We start from the raw sequence: 20,567 nt of genomic DNA, 5'->3' as shown, positions 1-20,567 counted from the left end.
CCATAATAGTCTTTGAAGCCCAAAAGGCCTGCTATAAGCACACTCGCACACATCGAGGAGACGAACATGAACACACAAGAGCTGCCCATACGTCGCATTGACCACATAAGGTTTTTTGTGGGAAACGCCCGCCAATCGGCTTATTTCTATCGCAATGCCTTTGGTTTTGAGGTAGTTGCCTACGCCGGTCTAGAGACCGGGGTTCGCCATGAGGCCGCCTATCTTTTGCGCCAAGGCGATATCCATTTTGTGCTCGCTTCTCCACTCCGTGCCGACCACCCCGATAATCAACGCCTGCTGATTCACGGCGATAGCGTGCAGGATATCGCCTTTGAAGTGGACGATGTGGAGGCAGCCTATCAAACCGCCCTAGCCAAAGGCGCCATGAGCGCCAAAGCGCCCACCTACCACGAGGATGAGGAGGGGGTTTACGTTCACGCAGCCATTCACACCTATGGCGATACCATCCACAGTTTTGTCAATCGCGATCGCTATCGTGGTCTCTTTGCTCCGGGCTTTAAGCCGCTCGACCCGGAGCGCTATAGCCCACGCACCTTCCATCCGGTGGGGTTCAAAAGCATAGACCATATTGTCGGAAACGTAGAGCTAGGACAAATGGATCGTTGGGTTCACTTCTATGAGGAGGTGCTTGGCTTTAAGCAGTTGATCAGCTTCGACGATAAGGACATCAGCACAGAGTATACGGCCCTTATGTCAAAAGTGGTACAGGATGGCCAAGGACGCATTAAGTTTCCTCTCAATGAACCCGCTCCCGGCCGTAAACGGTCGCAGGTTGAGGAGTTCCTTGAGTTCTACGGTGGCCCCGGCGTACAGCACATAGCGCTTTCCACGGACGACATCATCGCCACCGTGCGGGCTTTACGTCATAACGACGTCTCCTTCCTTCATGTCCCCGACGCCTATTACGAGATGCTGCCAGCCCGCGTAGGCCAAATTGAAGAAGACCTTCACGAGTTAGCCCAGTTAGGAATCCTCGTAGACCGCGATGATGAGGGCTATCTCCTACAAATTTTTACGAAACCGGTAGAAGATCGGCCTACCCTTTTCTTCGAAGTCATCCAACGACATGGGTCGCAATCGTTCGGTAAAGGAAACTTCAAGGCGCTTTTTGAGGCCATCGAGCGGGAGCAGGCGTTGCGAGGAACCTTATGAAGTTGCTTCGTCTTAAGAGCGAGCCGCGCTTCTACTATATTCTGATCGGAGAGGAGATATTCGACTTTGCGGTAACGGTGCCCGGCGATCTCCGTCTTACCATGCCGCTTGACGCCAACGAGTTTCTGCCGATTATCTGCCAAATGCGCAAGCGAGGCAACCTTTTAGAGCGTCATCAAAAACGGCTTGAGAAGATCGGGCCGGAGGAACTTCGACCTTTCCGTAGACCCTTCCCCCCTGAAGACCTCGATCTGCCCGTGCACCCCACTTCCTTTCGAGACTTCTATGCCTTTGAGGCCCATGTGCGTAACGCACGACGCAATAGAGGGCTCGACATGATTCCGGAGTGGTATGAGGCTCCGGCTTTCTACTTTTCCAATACGGCCTGTATGCTACCGCACGGGGCCGCAGTGCCCAAACCCGTAGAAACGGAGGAGCTCGACTTCGAGCTAGAGGTTGCAGCGGTAATTGGAATGGCAGGTTGTAACATTCCTGTAGAGGAGGCAGATGACTACATTGCCGGCTTCACCATTTTAAACGACTGGAGCGCACGCGATATTCAACGGCGTGAAATGAAAGTGGGGCTTGGCCCTGCCAAAAGCAAGGACTTCGCAACCTCCCTAGGGCCTTACCTCGTAACGCCCGATGAGTTGGAGCCACGAGTGTTACCTGAAAGCGGACGGGGACGGCGTTATGACCTCACGATGAAAGCTTTTGTAAACGGACAGCAGATATCCCATGGCAATCTCAAAGAGATGCACTGGACGTTTGCTGAGCTCATCGCCCACGCCTCCCGAAATACAACCCTCTTACCAGGTGACCTCATCGGCTCCGGCACTGTGGGCACTGGCAGTCTGGTAGAGTTTCCTTCGGGAACCTACCCTTGGCTTCGCCCCGGCGACGTCGTGCGCTTAGAAGTTGATCTGCTTGGAACCCTAGAGAATCAGGTTGTATAAGCAACACCTAGTAAACAACCGTGCACTTAAAGGCAGCCGATCTGCTCTAGCGCGACAGACATATCTGTCCTCAACCAATGCGAATGTAGGGGCGCAAGGTGTTGCGCCCCTACTTACAAAGGAGGATGCGCTTCCTCCGTGTGGCTAAAGCCGGTGGTTTCCGCGCGTAGATTTTTTATGACCCCAAAGAACCTGAAAAGACAATGGTTGTCGGAGTCTTATCGCTACAGCAGGCGCATAGGCCACATCATCTGGCGCTATCTCTACACCATTTACCAGGCCTATAGCCGGCATGAAGGAAGCATGATGGCCTGCGCCTGTGCCTACTGCATTCTCCTCTCTCTGGTGCCGCTGCTTGCTTTTGGTATTGCGGTTATAGGATTTTTTATTGGCGGTTCTGAACGCGCTCTTCATAGCTTTATCGCTTCTGTTGAGGGCTTTCTGCCCCTTAATCCGCGCTTTTTGCAGTCCACTCTTGGTCATGTTCTGGCAAGTCGAGGCACCCTAGGACTTATTGGGTTGGTGGGATTGCTCTATGGGGCGCATCAAGCATTTCTCGTGCTCGAAAACGCACTTAACCTCATATGGGAGGTACATGAACCGCGTAAGTGGTATCAGAGACGCCTTGTTGCTTTAGAGGCGACCGTGCTTGCCATTCTTTTTATGGGTGCTGACGTGAGTGCCTCGGTGATTATGGCCTTCTTCTCTCATCTTTTTCCCTATCTTACCTCTTCTCTTCGTTCTCTTATGCAAGTAGGGCTTACGCTACTGCCGCTTGTCCTTACAACGCTTCTATTCTACGAGCTTTACCGGCTCCTGCCCGCCTATCGCCCGCCGAAACGCCCCGCCTTCATCGGTGCCCTCGTGGCCGCTATTTTCTGGGAGCTCATTCGAATTGCATTCAGCTTCTTCCTTCTTCGTTTCCACTCCTACGATAAGCTGTATGGTTCACTTAGCAAACTTGTAGCGCTGGTGATCTGGACCTACTACTCCATGGTCATCTTTCTGCTTGGCGCGGAGATTGCGGCCGACTTAGCTCGCAAAGCGCGGAAAGACGCGCAGGAAACGACTCGTGCAGAAATTACGTCTATTCAAGAGTAGATAAAAATAGGAAGGGGTTCGGCAATGCGCATCTTGTTTCTCATCGTTGCGATGATCATCGGCTTCATCCTATGGAAGCTTTTGCTCGGCGTGATCGCCTGGGTTGGTCATCTCTTTTTCATCGCTTTAGAGATCGCACTCCTCGTGTGGCTCATCTCCGAGGTCTATAAGCTGCTAACGAGCAAGAACAAAGAGGTGCTTTAGACTTTTATTTAAGCCGGAACGAGAAAGATAGGCGCCGTCGGCAGCTCAGCCGACGAGTCTCTTACCAATTCGGGGACAACCGATAGCCGATCGAGCTGCGCACAGTAGGCGACATCCTCGCCAAAACCTATTTCGGCAAGATGTTGCGCATGGCGTCCCTCAAGCCAGCTTCGAAGGAGTTGAGGATCTTGTTGCCACAGCCGCTTACAGGCCACAGCCGCATCATCTAATAGAGGTAGTTCCCAGGGTGTGGCTTGAGCGATGAGCGCTTCCACAAAGAGACCAGCAGAAGTGGCGTCCTCCAGTGTGAAATCCCCATCGGTTCCGCTGCACACGATAACGATATCCGCCTCAGCCTGTTGGGCTGCAGTCCAGGCCGCTTGTGCAACGGCTGTTCGATTGAGGGGCGCCCCTGCAAAAACGTGCCGAGCCTGCCTAACCTGTGATAAAGCATAGGTGCCGTTGGTCGTGGAAAGCACCACCGGGCGCCCTTGAAAATCTTGTGTGAGAAACTCCACAGGGGAGTTACCGAAGTCGAACCCTTCCGGCTTTCGTCCTCCTGTTTCTCCACACAGCAACAGGCGGTTCTCGCGTGCAAAACGGATAGCAGCTTCATGTCCCGCTGCCACGTACACACGTGGGCAGTTGCGCGCAAAAAGCACTGCGATGGCCGAGGTAGCACGTAGGGCGTCTATAACGATGCAGACAGCGTCCTGAACATCCCCAGCCAAAACTGGCAAGAGCGCGACACGAATCTCCATTACGTGCATTAGAGACGCCTAAGCTCTCGCAGATAGACCTCTGCGTTGCTTGGATCGTAGCACCAGAGGTGAATATGCTCCATAAGTCCGCGGCAGGCGCGAATGGCCTCCACCATAGCCAGCGCAGTCGCTTCGGCAACAGCCCTTTGCAAAGATGGTGTAACTTGGTTTGGTTGGGGCATGAGGTTGTTGGTGAAATCCGGCAAGATAACGCCCGTGCAATCACGTTGACGTGCTAGCTCCATCGCTCTGCGCACCGCGTGAACAATGCGTTCAGGGGAGCTCTGTTTTTGCTGATCGAAAATAACGGCGAGCGCCGTATAAGTATAGCGATAGCGCGCGCCACTAACAATAAGCGCCTCACCCGGTGGCAGGGGGGCGAACCGATCGGCCTCCCTTTGAGGGCGATCGGCTCCATAGTCGCGCGCAAGCTTCGCCGCTCCATAAACCATCTTGAGATCAGGGGAAACGGGCACAATGAAGGCCTGCTTTCTTCGAAAGAAGGGCGCCCCCAGCATGCGCGCTGGCAACTTATAGGAGGCAGACCATAGCTGCACATTTAACCCATCGCGTTGCACCCTATACAACGGGTGAATGAAGGGTTGAGCAAGCCGCAGAGAGCGTAGACAGCGCCTCCACGACGGGCGATTTTCTTGAGATGTCGGAAGATGAACAACAACCATCTGACGATTTCCTCGTTGAGTGATTTGTTAGGACGGCAGTCGGTCTACCGGCTGTAGGTCGGGGTTATCGCAAGCCTGCCGCCCTTTTTTTGCCATAGGATACCACTTTCCGTGAATACGGACCCGCACGACATCGGCGGTATAGTCGTTTGTGGTGCCGCACTCAGCGCAATTCGAGAAGAGCGCTGAGCCTACCCCATAGGCATCTACCGGAACATGCATCTCCTCGAAAGCCCGTATCCGCTGCGGATTGAAGCCTCCACTTACGATGATCTTTACCCGATGACACCATTCACGCGCCCTATCTACCCAACGGGTGGGGAGATCCCACGCCTCAAAAGCGGTATCAATGGCGGCGCGCAAGGCGAAACAGAGGCGGGGATTTACCCCATTATCCAGGCGAGGGTCACCTAAAGGAGCGACGCTTACATCGCGCATATTCCCTCCGGTATCTGGGCGTACACCGTAGAGCACATAGCGCTGGGCCTCTTCAACCTTACCGGCCTCTATGAGCTGCATGTAGCGGCTAAACATCCGCTCCATCACGGTAAGCGTATCGCCCAAACAGTTGTTATGAAAGTCCACCAAGGCAATACGCGGTATGGAGGGAGGTAGAACCGCGGCGAAGGCCAACATGGTCTCCGCAGTATCTCCCAAAAAACAGGCGATGGCGGCATGGGCTACCGTGCCCCCTCCTGCCCCACCCCACCAATCGCCCTGTTCATCGGTAGAAACCAAAGAGGGGTTCGTGCGCCCATGATGGGCGTTATAGACCTGCACGGCGATATGGTAGGCGTACCCATCTCCCGCTTGAACTTCGTGGGCATCGAAACGTGCCGGGAAAAAGAGCACATCCTTGCCTCTGGCCGCTTCAAGCACCTGATAGACGTTGGTGGCGATACGGGAACCGCGCGTGAGAGCGCCTAACGTGGGTGTCTCCAAAATGGCAAAATCGCGATAGCGCCCTCGTACCTTTAACACGGGCTGCACTTGCATAGGATCACCGGAGTAGGTGGCGATATTGCCATCGTGAACGGCCAGCACCTCTAGATTTTCAAACGTATCTACCCATTCACCGTGCTCGTTGAAATAGCCGGTACAGGTTTGCAATATAGCGAGAGCTTTATCCACTCCCACCACAATACACATCGGTTGGCGGCGTGGGAACCACTGCATCTCGACCTCAATGTTGCCGATATCCACATTAGAGACATCAACCCCGATGTCAGAAAGATCGGGGCAGCTGCCACCAAAGCGATACCCCTGCCGAGCAAGCTCGGCCAAGAGGGCCACAATGTTATAGAAATACTTATCCGAATACCAGCCGCGGCGCATCCGCTCCACGTCGAGTTTAAACGTGCTTACAGGCAAGCGTTTGCCGTCAAATACGCTCATAGTGCGCTATTTGCTTTACCCATCACCCGAACGGCAAGCCGGGACTAACAGGGTTGCTCCTCTCCTTTTTGCGCAGGTCCTAACGTGTACAGTGGTATTATGGCACAGAGCTTAGAAGGTTCCATAAAGTCTGTCGCCGAAATCGCCAAGGCCGGGCAATATAAAGCTTTTTGCGTTTAAGTCTCTATCGCGTGCGGCCGCCACGATCTGTAGTGAAGGAAAAGCCTCCTCCAACCGGGCGATGCCCTGCGGAGCTGCAACCACACAGAGTAAGATAACTTTTTCGGCGCCGGCCTCATAGAGGCTTTTAGCTGCCCGGTAGGCGGACCCGCCAGTGGCGAGCATGGGATCTAATAAAAATGCTGTCTTGCCGGCCATGTTCGGCAGTTTACAGTAGTAAGAATGGGCTTCTGCAGTGACCTCATCACGCTCTAAACCCACATAGCCAACGGCCGCACCGGGGAGCATCTCTAGAGTGGGTTCCAGCATCCCAAGGCCAGCCCGCAATACGGGAACAGCCACGATCTCCACATCGAGCTCACGGCCTTCCATCTCCTCCAGCGGAGTGCGAATGACACGGGGGCGTGTGGGCAGGCTTTTCGTGGCCTCCGCAATGAGAATGTGCGTTAAGGCTCTCGTGAGCGGGCGAAACTGCTCGGGAGGCGTGTTTTCATCGCGCAGGCGCGTTACAATGTGATCGGCGAGAGCGTGGTTCAGGACGGTTAGCGGCATCTCTCTCCCCAGCCTTCCTCCTGTTTTACAGATATAGTGAAATACCCAAAATGAGCCATCTTTTGCTAGAGCCCATTGCGGACATCCTGCTGTTCACCCGGAAAATCGCGCTTTTTTTCGCTAACCTGCCGTTTCCCTACCTCTATCTGCTGGGCAATGGCTGTCATAACCGTTTCGAGAATCTGCTCGCGAGAGGCATCGGGTGAAAAATGGATAGGAGGCCCAAAACAGATGGCCAGGCGTGCCCGCCGTAACTTTTTTGCACCCGGCGGCAGCATATCGAATGTCCCTACAACGCCTACAGGGACCACAGGGACGCCGCTTTTCTGCACCAATAGCGCCAAACCCGGCTGCGCAGGTTGTAGGTTTCCGTCTCGGCTGCGACTACCCTCCGGGAAAAAGCCTATCGCCTCTCCCCTCTCCAACAGCTCTAGAACAAGATGGAACATACGCAGATCGGCTTTACCACGTCGCACAGGAATGCCGTGCATTGTGCGCGTTATAAACCGAGTAACGGGATGATTCCAGAGCTCGATCTTAGCAACGCCCCATATCCAGCGCCGTTGCGCGATAACGGCCCATCCCAGCGGAGGATCGAGGTCGCTAGCATGGTTAGCCGCAATGAGCAAGGCACCGGTCTTGGGGATATTTTCCAAACCTACCACCTGTAGTCGCCCGTAGAGATGAAAAAAGAGCCGAAATATCCATGCGAGCGGATATCGGCAAAGACGATGATACCAACATGGGAGCCCTACCTCTTTCCAAGCTTGCCCCGCTTTCATGCCTCTGATACTCCACATTGACTCTGACCACAACGCTCTTCATGGAGACGTAGTATTTGCTGTACTACCGCATCGAGGTCGAGACCATCGGTATTGAGGAGGATCGCATCGGGTGCTCGCCGCAGCGGCGAATCGGTCCTTTGGCTATCACGCACGTCGCGCTCTTCTTGCTCCTTTAACATCGCCTCTTCAGAGACCTCTAAGCCTTGCGCTCTTAGCTCGGCAGCGCGTCGCCGAGCACGCTCCTGAGGCGAAGCCGTTAGAAATATCTTCAGCTCTGCTTCTGGAACGACCACTGTTCCTGTATCACGACCTTCGAGCACCACACCGTTTTCTGCGGCCAGCGCCATCTGGCGTTGCCGCTTGACTAGGGCCTTGCGTACCGGTGAGTGAGTGGAGATAATGGAGGCGGCTTGCGACACCTCTGGTGTACGAATAGCATTTGTAACCTCCTCGGCATCATCCCCCTCCCCTATCCATACCTGCTGTATCCCGTCGGGAGAGAGCGGACCGAAGCGAATAGGCAGCGTACGAGCTAACTCAGCCAATGTTTCGGCATCCGACAGAGCTATGTTCTGTCTTAGAGCCATCCAAGCTACAGCGCGATACATTGCTCCCGTATCTAGATAAGTATAGCCAAGCGCCTGTGCTAATTTCCGTGCGACCGAGCTTTTGCCAGCACCCGCAGGGCCATCAATGGTTACTATCAAACTTGTCAAGAACCTCCTTTCGTTAACACAGTCTACCCCCAAAGCTGAAAGAGTATTGTGTGTGAACTTTCCCATGGACAAGCCATGTGATTTCTGACTTCCTTGGAAACAGCTTACCCTAGCAGAAACGGTACTACAGTTATGGCAGGTTTGCTAGATGCGAGTTGGCACTTCAGGTTTATCGGTTCGGTAGCAAGGAGGAAGTATACCTGAGCGAAAAATGAAAGACCTGTGCTTTTCGTAGGTCAAAAGTAGAATGTGGTTTCACTGTAGCCAAAGTCGGCCACGGAACAGGCCATTCAGGACCGTAGAACAAGCCATAGAGGTTTTCCCGACCCGTATTCTAATAAGAAGAGCCGATTCGATAAGGACAACCTGCATGATTCCTTTTACGCCAGAAAAGGTGGTTTGGGCCTACAGCATGGGGATCTTCCCTATGTATGTCGAGGAGGAAAAAGCGATTTTATGGTTTCGACCCGAAAGGCGAGCGATCATTCCGCTCGACGGTTTTCACATCTCGCGTTCGCTAGCCAAAACGATTCGTAAAGGGCGTTTTGAAGTACGTATTAACACTGCCTTTGAGGAGGTTATGCGCGGTTGTGCCGATAGACCCGAAGGAACTTGGATAACGGAGGAGTTCATTCAGGTCTATACCGAACTTCACCGACGCGGCTTGGCGCATAGCGTGGAAACATGGCGCGAAGGGCGCCTTGTGGGCGGGACCTATGGAGTGGCATTGGGAGGGGCTTTCATGGCCGAGAGCATGTTCCATCGAGAAACAGACGCCTCCAAAGTAGCCCTAGCTGCTCTAGTGCAACGCCTTAAAGAGCGCAACTTCGTGTTGCTGGATGTGCAGTACCTAACTCCTCATTTACAACGGCTCGGGGCCATTGAAATACCTCATCAGGTCTATCTGCAACGGCTACAAAAAGCGTTAGAATTACCGTGTCAATTTATCTAAGAGACCTCACCAATTTGTGCTCGTTAGATCTATATAGATGCGTTTTGTGTAGGTAGAGTAAGTAAGTTGCAACTCGCGGGCCCCAATACGTCGTCCAATAGTGAGCTCAAAATCTTGATAATTTAGGAAATTGCCATGTTGCAGCGTGGCGGAGGCAAGCAGACGCCATCGCGAATCGAGGCGATAGACCGCATCGGCTAGGAAGCTGGCGCTCGGGCTATCCAAAAACGCTGTTCCGGAAAGCCCCAGAGCAAAGTGCTTCGATCGCCCCACCTGATAGGTGATGCTAACCCGATGCTTGCCGTCCTCGTTGTAGGCCGGGTTTGGCGTAGACAGAAAGTCGTAGCCAAAGTTAATGTCTCCACCATTTGGAAGGGTACGATCCAGCCCCAAAGAGATTTGGGATGTGAAGCCAGTCAGATGGTTTGTTGTCCACATATGGCCCAGGGTGAACGAGACGTTAAGGGTTGTCCGCCGATCTAACAGCATCGGCATTGCCGGAAAAGTTCGCCAAGTTATCTCTTCCGAGGAGGCGTTTGACAACGAGGCAAGACTACCAGAAGAGCGGAAGTAGTTTGAGGAGTAGCGGGTACCAAACACATAGCGCCATCCTTTTGCAAACCCGTAGGAGCTTGGATTGGTCTCAAGATAGAGGTCGCCCTCCAATGAGGTCTCCGTAGGAGAAACCCACGTCTGTCCCCCATTAAAATCTATGCCCAAGCGTCCGAGTTTGCCGTGGGTACTTAGGTCGAGGCTTCCAATAAGGCCTGTATGATGAGGAAAATCTAAAGCGAAAGCTCCCTGCGTGCTATCCGAAAACTCCTGCGTATGGGTCCACTGGAACCCCCACCCTCCACGCGTTAAGTCCGTAAAGCCATAAGACCCCTCGTAGCGCATTTCTCCTGTGCCCGAGTAGCTCTGCATGAGATCAATAGACCATCCGGGGTCGGTGCTAAAATAACCTCTTCCCAGCTGTTGGTCATGGCGAAGGTAGATAATACCGGAACTACGCGGTGTGAGATCGTAGTAGAATGGAAGCTCAAGCCCAAAGCCTCGTGAGCCCACGCTAATGAAGTGATCCGAGAAGAGCTGATCGGAGTTGAGACTCATCTCATAGTAAGGTAGGCTTAAGATCTGCAAATTATCTTGGAAAAAACGCGGACGGGTGAACTGAAGTTTATCTCCCGGGAAATAGGCGATAGAGCGCGCCACAACCACCAGTTTCACCTGCATTTGCGGCATTGTAAAATAGGCTGGAGGCACGATGCCGTGAGGTTTCTGCATCTGCAGATCAACCCCTGTTATCTCTACCTGTTGCAGGCTGCCGTTCCACTTTGCGATGGCATAGCCCATTCCCGTACCTAAGCTGTAGTAAAGGCGAATGGCGTGAATGACATGTTTGCCTCGACGCAGGGTAATGTTATCTGCTGCCCGAACCACAGCGTTATCGTCGCAATGAAACTGAATGCGGTCGGCTTTTATATCGAAGTTGCGGTAGGATAGCTCCGAGCCACCATTGACGCTGAAGGCCTCGATGATGCGATCGGTCGCACTATAGGCAACATACTTACCGGTAAAGAGCACATAGTTGTTGCCCTCTACGGTCGCTTCCGGGTCGTTGGTAAACTCGATCTGAAGCGCATTCGAGGCCCCTACCCCGGCCCCTTCGGCGATCGCCGTAACCTGTGCCACCGTGGGGAAGGGCGCACTGATAAGTCGCGTCTGCGCGATTCCGCCGACGGCCGTTACTCGCGTCTGGGTGAGCGTTCCGGCAGTGGTTTGAAAAAGGACCGTTGCGCCATTCAGAGGGTTCCCATTCTGATCACGAACATCGGCAATAATCAGCGTCTGCTGTTTTCCATCAGCTAAAATCACGTCACGTGTGGCGGAAAGAGTGACCATAGACCGCTGGGCCAATGCTAGGTGGGCAAGACCACAGAGGCCTATGGTCATCAAAATACAGGCAAAAAGAGTCTTTTTTCGAGCCGAACACATAGACAGATAAAGTGCTATGGCAAGAGGGGATAAAGCCCTCTTGCCATTCCTATAGGGATTAGCGTGTGATAACGCACACACGTGTCTGATGGGTCTGAGTACCATCAGGTGCTACTACCACTAGATCCATGGTATAGACCCCGGTTGAAACCACGGTGCCCGATTGAGTCTTCATATCCCACACGGCTTTCCCCTCTACACCGTTTGCCGTGTTGCGTGTGGCTACCGGGGTAAGGTTGCGAATGACCTGGCCATGTGAGTTGCGCACCAGCACGTGGGTATCGCCGGTACCGGCTATACTGTAATCCAGCTCCACGGGTGCTGTTGTACCGCTTGCAGCACGGGTAGGCGCATTGACAACGAAGGAGAGGATGCGCACGCTTGGCGTTGGGTTAGCGGGGCTAGCCGTAATCTGCACCGTGGCGCGCCCTGTGGCATCGGTATGAACCACATAGCCGGAGCGTGTGCGCATATCGAACTGTGTTCCAGTGGCTGGATCCGTCAAAGTGAGCTTCCACGTTCGTGGCACACTGCGGCTTAGGTTAGACCACTGGAGAGTGACGGCCTCAGAAGGTTTAACGGACTGGATCACCACATTCCATGTTTTCTGAGTGAGGCTTGGCGATCGCAGGTCAACACTATAGACAGCTCCATTCCACTCTGGGTGGGTGATCTCCATCGTCAGCTGTTTATTGATATAAGGCGGTTTTGGATACTTGAAGAAGTCCGCCCTATCGGTAGCTTGCGGCGCGACCCCAATGATCGTCGTGTTATCTACCCCATCTGCCGCAGCGGCAGAGAGTTGAAGTTTCCAATCATCGGTGGCAGCTCGGCTCTGAAGCGTCGAGACCGCGGCCGCTTTGGTAACATTACTACCTGGTAGAGTCACCCCAGAATAGATGAACGATAGGTTCTTCTTGAGCACGTAGATCCAGTAGCCTTGGTAGGGCTGCATGGTGAAGCCGAGACTTGGCAATATCACATATTGCCACTGCGTTGGATCTGGATTGGAGGTATCGTAGTAGAACGCAATGGGCAGAATGAGATGGTTTTGCGGAGAGGCCGCATCCTGCATAGAGAACGTCTGTCCGGTACTCGGGTCAAATACTTGAACCTCTCCAAAGTTGACCGGGTAGATATAGGGATCGCCGATCTGGTTCCAACCTTGCGGGTAGTTCACAGTGAACTGCTGATTGGTTAGCAGAGGCGGATAGGCCGCGGTGTTCAGCGTGATCTGCTGATCGCTAGCGAGGCGATTAAGAATCCAGAAGGCCTTCCCGAGCGAGAATTGAGAGATAGAGTTGTAGATGAGATTCACAGGGTCCCACTGTGCCAGATCGGGAGCCACCTGTTGAGATGGCAGTGTTGGGAAGAGCACCTGGGAAGGCGGTGTTGGGCCGGTTTGTAGAGGTATGCTTAGCATTACATAGTGATTTTGGGTTGTAACGTTACCTCGAAGAGTAAACGTAGCAGGCGCTGGTATATCTATGGTACGCCGCACGACCACGCCGTTTCCAAAGTTTCCTGGCTGGGCCGACACCAGCACATCCTGCGGCCCTGAGACTGTTCCGGTTGGGGTAACCACCCACTGCACCTCTTGTTCCTGTCCTGACGCTAACGAGGGGAGGGTAACCGTGGCAGCATTGTTTGGGTTGTTTACACTATCTTGAAAACCACCAGATGGAGGAGTCACCAACTGCAATCCCGGTGGTAGGTTAATGCTGACCGTCACAGGGCTAAGGGCAATGGCATTAGGATTGATCAGATCCGTTGTATTATCCACATAGGCGCTAATCTTAAACTGCGGGCTTGTTCCTGATGCTCCTGGGGCAGCAAATACCGACTGATTGGCCGATGTAGAGATCTGTAGAGCCTGTGGAGCGCTTACCGCAAGCGCAAGCGGCTGGCCAAAAGCGAAGTTGCAGCTGTTATCGCCTAAGTAGGTCACGATCGTCTTAGAGACGGTAGGCTGAACCTGAATATTATCCCAATAGAGCCCCAACCCCATACTCTCAGAGTTGGGCTGATCAATGCGTTGGGTTGGGTCGAGCAACGTAATGCCCAGTAGAGGTATGGGTGTCGCGCTATCGTAGAGCCAGAACTCATTGTAAATACGAGGATTAGGTGCCGTTCCTCCTAAGTTTCCCTCCATGGATATCAAGTTGCCCACGATCATACGGGAAGGCGGCAAAGCTTGCGCGAAGGTTGGGTCTTGTCCATAAGGGGAGTTTGACACGGTTCCCTTGATCGTTCGATATACCAAGGCATTTGTCACGCCCGTGAAAGTATTTCTAGCGGCGGAGTAGAAGTAGCTGGGGATCTGCGCTCCATAAAGCGCTGTTTCGTGGTGAATGGCATAGGTATTTGGATACAGGTAGAGCGGTGTTCCAAAGTTAAGAAACGACGATTGAGGGTTGCCGGAAAGCTCCTCCAATAGGCCAATGCTTACCGTATGGGCTTTTGTATCCACGTTTTTAACGGTTATCTGCAGACGGCACTGCGTATGCACGAAAGAGGCAACAAGGTCTACCTCGATTGCTGGTGGAAGAACGGTTGTGGTACCGCCCCCTGTACCACCTCCAGTACCGCCACCAGTGCCGCCGCCTGTACCACCACCGGTGCCGCCGCCAGTGTTCGTGATCACTGGTTGCGAAAGCCATTTTGCCTCGATATGATTCCCCACCTGTTGCGGTGCCTCAATCCACTGCCCTAACTTCTGATCACCAAAGATGGCATCGTAGCCCAGAGGAGTCAGTGTTGAAAAACCACCATCAATCCGCACGAAAATATGGGTTCCCAGATAGGCGGTAAACTGTTGTCCCGTTGCTGGGTCTGTAATTTGAACCGCGTTTAATGGAAAATAAGGCGCGATCGTGTCGCTTGGGTCGAACACAGGGTCGTTGCTAGAGGCGGTATAGAGGCCCAAAGCGCCCCCCTGATTCTGCCCAATTCCGATTGTCAGCGCCATCCCATTGGCCGTAAAGGTATAGAGCAGGTCGTTTGCGTTGTTACCGGTGTAGTATCCATACCCAGGCGGGAAAGGATCACCCAATCCTTGCGCACATGCTTTTTGCACTATGCCCAAACCGATGACGGCGCAAAGTAGGATGCCTGTAGTTGTCAGACGTCCAAATAAGGATGTTTTTCTCCGCATCCAGAAATAACCTCCCTGAACCCCTTTATTTTGCCGAGCGGTGGGGGAGCGATTCCGCCCGAGCAGGTAGGACAGTTCTCATGTATATTTTCATCGCTCAGCGAGGGGGACACTTAAAATTTTCACGTTGGGTGTCCTTGCTAACTCCAAAGACACTCAAGCACCGCTTTCTTCTTAACGAGTGATGGTTAGCGGGACGGTCTGCCGTGTCACATCGCCCGAGGCTGTGACGGCCCGCAACTGCACCATATAGACACCGGTTGGAACCGGATTTCCAGCAAGGTCGCGCCCATTCCAGAAAGCACGATTCGTACCCGCTGTTACCGCTCTTGACGGCTGTGCCCTACCGATGACTCGTCCGTTAGAGGCCAGTATCTCGATATCCACATTGGCGTCACGGGAGATATTATAGCGGATATCAAAGCCCGCCGCACCTGCAGCACGGTTGGAGTTCACCGGGTCTACAAACAGATCGGTGATCAGTGCGCGCCCACTTGTTGAAACCGTAGAAGCGGTAATTTGGAACTGCCGTGCTGTCTCCTGGGCAGCCGGCATGAATTGATAGGCGCTTCGCGTGCGCATATCTATCTGCTGCCCGGTTGTTTGGTCGGTTAGTACAAGCTTGATGTTATGGGGAATCTGCGCGACGTTGGGCCAAGATACGGTAACGGGCGTGCCTTTATTGGCAAACTGCACAAGCACTTGCCACGTCTGCGTAGCCGCAGGAGCATGAAGTGACATGGCATAAGGCTCTTTCTGAACACCTCGGCCTTGTTCCAGAATGCTTAACGATATATCATTCATTAACTGAGGCGGCTTTGGTGCGCGTGTGAAACTCGGATCGGTCTGTTGAGCCGACACTCCGATATAATTATGCCCGTCTACAGCGCTGCCGGAGGTCGCCACGAGCTGCAGGCGCCAGTTGTTTGGCCCACCCGCCGAGGGCGTATTAGCGGTTGTTGATCTTCCTAATGTATCCGAAATACTTCCCGTGGGTGGCACCACCAACGTAAGCACATAGTTTGTGCTTAAACTATTTGGGTTAGCCGGAATCACATAGATCCAGCTTCCTTCCCATGGTCTCAAAAGCCCTTGCGGCAGCGTGTCGAACTGATAGCTGCCACCGACATAGCGGTAGATAAAAGGCAGTATCAGATGGGCATCGGCGGCTTGTTGAGCAGAATAGAGATTCCCTCCAGGGGTCTGGAAGGAGCAGATGTTAAAACTTACAGCAAATGGAAACGGATCGCCAACCAAGTTCCATCCCTCATGGAGTGGAATGTTTACGAACTGACTTGCAATGTAGTTGCCGTAAGTCCGATAGATATCGGAGGCTGTGGTCTTTAAGAAGAAACCTAGACCTAGCGGCGGATTGGTTGCTGGCGTAGAGGAAGCCGGTATGCCGCTCACTGTGAAGGAGGCGGAGGCACCTACAGTGCCAGGGGTCGGTGTATAAACGCCCTGTGCGGTCGCTTGACCGGCACTATTCAGAGTAGGTTGTATTCCCCAACTATAGAGCACAGCGGTCGGATCGCTCAGTATCTGGCGAATATCGTTGCGGAAGGAGCCCGACGGCGAGTCGGTTGCGCTCTCATAGATGGGGATTGAGATCAGCGATAGACCAGCGGGGAATCGGTGTGGCTGTAGATTGAAGGTCACCGTCTGCTGGGGCGTCGGGATATTCGGATTGGTCGGAGTGCCGGTAATCTGAACGGTTATCTGTGAGGAGGCGAGCACTGTGTTAAAGGCATATCGGAAGGAGATAGAGTAGACAGGATAGGAGCTCGTCGTATCCCCACTCACGGAAAAGTTGGTTACCCCCGCCGCAGGAGTCCCGTTGGTTACCAACGGAGTAGTTGTTCCATCGGGGTTCATGATAACGATATTGATGTTAGAAAGGGGGATATTGCGTACCCCGAAGGTAAAGGTGGGTTTCAGCGTCTCTACCGGAGGCGGTGGATTGCCAGAAGGATCGGTCGAAAGCCCCGTAGCGTTGTCAATGCCTATAGGACTATCCACCTCAACATGCCCTATCACCCGCAAGAGAGCCTGATAGGCGTCCACCTCACCATAACCGTACTTGGGGTCAGGAACCTGTTGTTGTCCGGTAATAACATGGTTTGCGGACTGCTCGATCGCCTGAATAGCAGCTGTTGGTGTTACCGCGGGAATGGAGCGTAGTAGCGCAATAACACCGCTAACCACCGGAGCCGCCATAGAGGTTCCCTGTTCAAAACCATAAGAGCCATTTACAGCCACCAAGAATCCATTTGGATCGGTAGCCGATGTTTGCTCGCCACCAGGAGCAGAGATATCCACTTTTCCAAAACTAGAGTAAAAGGCAAGCTGCGAGTTTCTATTTAGAGCGGAAACCGTGAGAAGATTGGGAAAAGTAAATCCTGCGGGTGTTGTTTGATGATTGTCGGAACTATCGTTACCGGCAGCCACCACAACAATGATCCCCGCATCGCTCAGAGCCTTGGTCGCCTGATAATAAGGATCGCTCGTATCTGTAGGGTCTCCGGGTGCCCCTAAACTTTCATTAACCACCACAATATTGTCTTGTTGTGCTACATTCAACACGTACTGGGAGGCATTTACCAGTGCAGCTTCGGTGAATCCATTTGCATCTCCAGCTTTAATTCCCAAGCATTTTGTCGTGCCCCAACCACAGATAGAGGCCATTCCAATGGCGTTATTCGTTATCGCAACCATAATGCTACTTGTACTTACCCCATGCTGGTTCGCAGCGTCAGTACCGCTAGGCGTGTTGTTGGTTGAACCATCCACCGAGTTATAACCAGGCAAAATGTACTGCCCCGCGAGATCGGGATGGGTATTATCGAATCCTGTATCAATATCGGCGACGTTCGCCGTGCCCTTTTCAATAGCCCAAGCGGCCGGCATGTTAATTTGAGGCAACGGCCATTGATCTCCGTTTGTATAGTACGGATCGTTAGGGGTAGCTGTTGGAGGCGATGCCATTAGATGAAAGATTTTGTTAGGGCCCACCCAACGAACGCGCGGGTCTCCTTTCAAGGTGGCAACAGCATTTAACGTCCCAGCGTCTGTAGCACTGGAGGCAGGCAAAATGAGCTCATAGCAATCCTTCAATAGCAGAGGAATGACCTGTTGCGCGTTTACTTTGGCGGCCAATGCGTTCACGTCGTTTTGCGACGTGCCGGGCTGGCAATAGAGAACAACTTGTCCATCCACAAAGGCAGCTTGCGCCCCGGGCAAACCATCTGCCCTGCTCCTTACAGCGTTACTCGTTAGGAGCAGCAAAGCTAAAACAGGAATAAGAAGTCCGAATTTTTTCACCATAGCCCAAACTCCTTGTTCAGACGGTTGTCGTTGACACTGCCCCGCCACCCACGATAGGAGGGGTAGCGCAGAGTTGGCGTGGAGCGCCGATAAAGCCTATAAAGGCAGCACACTGTTTGGCTTTTACCTATATCTATATCCTGACATAGATTGTCCGCTGGAGAGATAGAGGATTTGCCTGCAGAGCCTCTATCTCTCCTGACGGCATTTTAGTGCCGTTCACGCCCTCGCCCGTTTAGCACCTGTTGAGGTGTCGTCGGATGGCTTACACCCGGGATAATACCCACCGATCGAGGCATCACCGGATGTAACACGGCCGCCCGGCTGCCATTTGCGTTCAGCACAGCAGCAGCCAAGCTCGCCTTTTTGCCTGGAGGCGGTGGCGGCAGCGGGGTGGGAGTGAACTGAACGGGATCGCTGTAGACAAAGCGGAAATTACGGTTGGGATCATTAGCAGCCTGACTGATCCAGTTCACAGGGCCTGGGATATCCTCATCGTGCCGTGCGCCGATCCGGTAGTAGAGCGTAGGCGTGGTTGGAGTGCTTCCCGAACCTCCGGAACCGCTCACAAAGGCCGCAAACGTTGGGTCAGCCAGCAGTTGGGGCGCTTTGGTAAGGTCCACTGGCGCGGGCAACGTTTGTGCAACGCCATCCTGGGTAGGTGCCGTTGAGAAGACCTGTACCTGGTAGATGATTTTTGGGTTCTTAAAGGTGCGATCGGTAGACACTTCCACTACGAAGAGGTCGGCACCTACCCGGCTCGTCCACGTGGGGTTAAACGAGCGAATATCTACAGAGGCACCCGCAGCTGGCGCTGTGGGATTGACAGGGGTGATGGGCGTCGCAAAGTTGGACGGCACGGGGTCCGTCTCGATGCAGAGCACATTGGAACCAGTCCCTGTGCCGGTACCAGTTCCATTACCAATACCGGTACCTGTTCCAATACCAGTACCTGTTCCAATACCAGTACCTGTACCAATTCCGCCGGTACCCGTACCGATTCCACCGGTGCCAGTACCAATTCCTCCAACTCCCCCCGTATTGCCACCACTGCTAACAATAGGTTGTTGGCGAGCCAGAATAGCAGTCACCTCATATTGGTAGGACTTACCCGGTGTAAAGCCTGTATCTAGAAAGCCGCTGATGCTTGTGAAGCCACATCCTCCGCTTGTAGATGTACCTGTGCCAGTGCCTGTACCAGTAGTTCCACTTGTTAAACTACCTGTTGCGGCAGAGCCGTTAAAGCCTGTCATGAACCCCCCAATAGTTGCATAGCTATCGAAAGGTGTGGGCTGATCAAGGTAGACATGCGAAGAGGGAGGCACGACCGCCACAGGAACACCTGAAGCAGCAACAACTCCGGTACCTGTGCCACCAGTACCTGTTCCACCACCGGTCCCTGTGCCACCACCAGTACCTGTACCGTTACCATTCCCGTTGTTTGTGGATATCCCTGGAGAGCCTGGTGGGAAATCTGGCAGGCGGTAAACATGATATTGCAGGACCCCGGCTTGACCAAAGATATTATCGCCCCAGGTAACGCGAACCTCTGGCGCTCCATTTAGCGAGGTGGCTTCAGCCACTACATTGGTCGTGGTCGCCTGTCCTCCTTTCGAAGCCGATACAAGCAGAACCCCTAGACCCAAGGCGGCCAACGTGCTGCCAATGGCGCTGAGATTAATACGGGTATTCACCCGATTAATGCTTTTGCCACCTGTTAGGGTATACACATATTGCGGACGATAGAGTACTAATCCGATATCTTCGGGACTGATGCCACCGGTATTTTCACGAATTTCGCACTCTGAATTATCCGCATAGGCGCGCATAATACGGATAACTCCTACCTTTACAAGGCGCCCACCGGCCAGCTCCCGCAACACGGCGATATCATCGCCATCGTGGAAGCCATCGCGCGTTCCCTTATTGATCACCACAAGCCCACGACTGATCTGCAGCACGGTAGCTGTAAGCAGTTGTCTTGCGACCATCTGTGTGACCGCTGAGAGGGCTGCATCGTCCACCGCCTTTAGAACGGCCTCCTGAGAGCCGGCGTTTTCGCCGGGCTCATTTGCTATTGCCACCTCTACTTGAGCCCCATTAATCGGTGCTTGCGCAACAAGGTTGGTTAGCGTGGCCTCAAGCACCAGTTTTCCCGAGGCTCCCGCTCCACTTGTTACGAGAACACGCCCGGACAAGACAGCGGATGCGCCCACGGCTTCCCCAAGTCGCGTGTAGTCAAAAAGACTGTAACCGTACGGGCCGTAGGGGTCGCTCGGCGTGGGAAGCGGTGGCGTTAAAGATTTCGCCTGTGCCATTAGCTCGTCTGGATCTATCGGAGCGAACTTAGAGGCTCCTACGCTGACCAGTTCGTTATACATGTCTTTCTTGGCAGCGATGGCGAGCTGACTACCGGCGGAATGGGCACGCTCGTCCACAAAGTCGCCTACCATTACACGCAGTTGCTGCGTTTGCGCGTGCGCTTTCACGGCTCCCAGCAAGCCGGCTCCTAGAAAAGCCGTTGCGAACAGCCATGTGCCGATGCGAGATAGAATATTTCTGCCAAAAGCGTTCACCCTTTTATCTCCTTCTTCGAGTTGCCCGCTTTGTAGCGGTCGATCGAGACCCCTATACAT

At 53.5% G+C, this 20,567-nt stretch carries 15 protein-coding genes; 5 read left to right on the top strand and 10 right to left on the bottom strand.

Annotated features, from left to right (window positions below):
• Positions 1-66: 66 nt before the first annotated feature.
• The 4 genes from hppD to CCALI_RS12940 all read left to right on the top strand — a co-directional run bounded on the left by hppD (position 67) and on the right by CCALI_RS12940 (position 3,434).
• Positions 67-1,173, top strand: a complete 1,107-nt coding sequence (hppD, locus tag CCALI_RS12955; protein WP_016483925.1) for a 4-hydroxyphenylpyruvate dioxygenase — start codon at positions 67-69, stop codon at positions 1,171-1,173.
• Positions 1,170-2,129: a fumarylacetoacetate hydrolase family protein gene (locus CCALI_RS12950; protein ID WP_016483924.1), complete on the top strand. Its 960-nt coding sequence runs from the start codon at positions 1,170-1,172 to the stop codon at positions 2,127-2,129. The genes hppD and CCALI_RS12950 overlap by 4 nt, the downstream gene beginning before the upstream one ends.
• Positions 2,130-2,267: 138 nt before the next feature.
• Complete coding sequence (locus tag CCALI_RS12945; RefSeq protein WP_044949263.1) at positions 2,268-3,230, top strand: YihY/virulence factor BrkB family protein; 963 nt, start codon at positions 2,268-2,270, stop codon at positions 3,228-3,230.
• A 24-nt stretch (positions 3,231-3,254) separates the two neighbouring features.
• Positions 3,255-3,434, top strand: coding sequence for a hypothetical protein (locus tag CCALI_RS12940; RefSeq protein ID WP_016483922.1), 180 nt, complete (start codon positions 3,255-3,257; stop codon positions 3,432-3,434).
• Between the two features lie 8 nt (positions 3,435-3,442).
• Here the strand turns inward: CCALI_RS12940 and CCALI_RS12935 are convergent, their stop codons facing one another.
• From CCALI_RS12935 to cmk, 6 genes are all read right to left on the bottom strand, one after another.
• Positions 3,443-4,204 (bottom strand): 2-phosphosulfolactate phosphatase, encoded by a 762-nt coding sequence (locus tag CCALI_RS12935; protein ID WP_016483921.1) that lies wholly within the window; start codon positions 4,202-4,204, stop codon positions 3,443-3,445.
• The gene (locus CCALI_RS12930) at positions 4,204-4,878 is read right to left on the bottom strand and encodes a macro domain-containing protein (RefSeq protein WP_016483920.1); all 675 of its coding nucleotides are present in this window, start codon (positions 4,876-4,878) and stop codon (positions 4,204-4,206) included. The genes CCALI_RS12935 and CCALI_RS12930 overlap by 1 nt, the downstream gene beginning before the upstream one ends.
• Before the next feature lie 27 nt (positions 4,879-4,905).
• Complete coding sequence (locus CCALI_RS12925; RefSeq protein WP_016483919.1) at positions 4,906-6,273, bottom strand: nicotinate phosphoribosyltransferase; 1,368 nt, start codon at positions 6,271-6,273, stop codon at positions 4,906-4,908.
• A gap of 111 nt (positions 6,274-6,384) precedes the next feature.
• Positions 6,385-7,005 (bottom strand): uracil phosphoribosyltransferase, encoded by a 621-nt coding sequence (gene upp, locus CCALI_RS12920; protein ID WP_016483918.1) that lies wholly within the window; start codon positions 7,003-7,005, stop codon positions 6,385-6,387.
• 65 nt (positions 7,006-7,070) lie between these two features.
• The gene (locus CCALI_RS12915) at positions 7,071-7,787 is read right to left on the bottom strand and encodes a lysophospholipid acyltransferase family protein (protein WP_016483917.1); all 717 of its coding nucleotides are present in this window, start codon (positions 7,785-7,787) and stop codon (positions 7,071-7,073) included.
• Positions 7,784-8,506, bottom strand: a complete 723-nt coding sequence (gene cmk / locus CCALI_RS12910; protein WP_197409314.1) for a (d)CMP kinase — start codon at positions 8,504-8,506, stop codon at positions 7,784-7,786. The genes CCALI_RS12915 and cmk overlap by 4 nt, the downstream gene beginning before the upstream one ends.
• Before the next feature lie 370 nt (positions 8,507-8,876).
• Here cmk and aat point away from each other — a divergent pair, with 370 nt between their 5' ends.
• Positions 8,877-9,458 carry a leucyl/phenylalanyl-tRNA--protein transferase gene (gene aat / locus CCALI_RS12905; RefSeq protein ID WP_016483915.1) on the top strand — a complete coding sequence of 194 codons (582 nt, stop codon included), beginning with the start codon at positions 8,877-8,879 and terminating at the stop codon, positions 9,456-9,458.
• Positions 9,459-9,464: 6 nt separating this feature from the next.
• Here aat and CCALI_RS12900 read toward each other — a convergent pair whose 3' ends face one another.
• From CCALI_RS12900 to CCALI_RS16250, 4 genes are all read right to left on the bottom strand, one after another.
• Positions 9,465-11,360 (bottom strand): Ig-like domain-containing protein, encoded by a 1,896-nt coding sequence (locus CCALI_RS12900; RefSeq protein ID WP_172636656.1) that lies wholly within the window; start codon positions 11,358-11,360, stop codon positions 9,465-9,467.
• 151 nt (positions 11,361-11,511) lie between these two features.
• Entirely contained in the window at positions 11,512-14,607 is a 3,096-nt protein-coding gene (locus tag CCALI_RS12895; protein ID WP_016483913.1) for a hypothetical protein, read from the bottom strand.
• Positions 14,608-14,781: 174 nt separating this feature from the next.
• Entirely contained in the window at positions 14,782-17,931 is a 3,150-nt protein-coding gene (locus tag CCALI_RS12890) for a S8 family serine peptidase (protein ID WP_016483912.1), read from the bottom strand.
• Positions 17,932-18,140: 209 nt separating this feature from the next.
• Complete coding sequence (locus tag CCALI_RS16250; RefSeq protein ID WP_016483911.1) at positions 18,141-20,567, bottom strand: hypothetical protein; 2,427 nt, start codon at positions 20,565-20,567, stop codon at positions 18,141-18,143.

The organism is Chthonomonas calidirosea T49, assembly GCF_000427095.1.
GTDB lineage: Bacteria > Armatimonadota > Chthonomonadetes > Chthonomonadales > Chthonomonadaceae > Chthonomonas > Chthonomonas calidirosea.
The sequence above is the reverse complement of the archived record's forward strand: the minus strand, read 5'-3'. Positions and strand labels throughout refer to the sequence as shown.

What these genes read in the sequence shown, in the direction of transcription:
- CCALI_RS12950 (WP_016483924.1), top strand. Translation starts at nt 1,170, where the DNA reads ATGAAGTTGCTTCGTCTTAAGAGCGAGCCGCGCTTCTACTATATTCTG.
- upp (WP_016483918.1), bottom strand. Translation starts at nt 7,005, where the DNA reads ATGCCGCTAACCGTCCTGAACCACGCTCTCGCCGATCACATTGTAACG.
- CCALI_RS12930 (WP_016483920.1), bottom strand. Translation starts at nt 4,878, where the DNA reads ATGGTTGTTGTTCATCTTCCGACATCTCAAGAAAATCGCCCGTCGTGG.
- CCALI_RS12915 (WP_016483917.1), bottom strand. Translation starts at nt 7,787, where the DNA reads ATGAAAGCGGGGCAAGCTTGGAAAGAGGTAGGGCTCCCATGTTGGTAT.
- CCALI_RS12940 (WP_016483922.1), top strand. Translation starts at nt 3,255, where the DNA reads ATGCGCATCTTGTTTCTCATCGTTGCGATGATCATCGGCTTCATCCTA.
- CCALI_RS16250 (WP_016483911.1), bottom strand. Translation starts at nt 20,567, where the DNA reads ATGTATAGGGGTCTCGATCGACCGCTACAAAGCGGGCAACTCGAAGAA.
- hppD (WP_016483925.1), top strand. Translation starts at nt 67, where the DNA reads ATGAACACACAAGAGCTGCCCATACGTCGCATTGACCACATAAGGTTT.
- CCALI_RS12925 (WP_016483919.1), bottom strand. Translation starts at nt 6,273, where the DNA reads ATGAGCGTATTTGACGGCAAACGCTTGCCTGTAAGCACGTTTAAACTC.
- CCALI_RS12900 (WP_172636656.1), bottom strand. Translation starts at nt 11,360, where the DNA reads ATGGTCACTCTTTCCGCCACACGTGACGTGATTTTAGCTGATGGAAAA.
- CCALI_RS12935 (WP_016483921.1), bottom strand. Translation starts at nt 4,204, where the DNA reads ATGCACGTAATGGAGATTCGTGTCGCGCTCTTGCCAGTTTTGGCTGGG.
- CCALI_RS12890 (WP_016483912.1), bottom strand. Translation starts at nt 17,931, where the DNA reads ATGGTGAAAAAATTCGGACTTCTTATTCCTGTTTTAGCTTTGCTGCTC.
- aat (WP_016483915.1), top strand. Translation starts at nt 8,877, where the DNA reads ATGATTCCTTTTACGCCAGAAAAGGTGGTTTGGGCCTACAGCATGGGG.
- CCALI_RS12895 (WP_016483913.1), bottom strand. Translation starts at nt 14,607, where the DNA reads ATGCGGAGAAAAACATCCTTATTTGGACGTCTGACAACTACAGGCATC.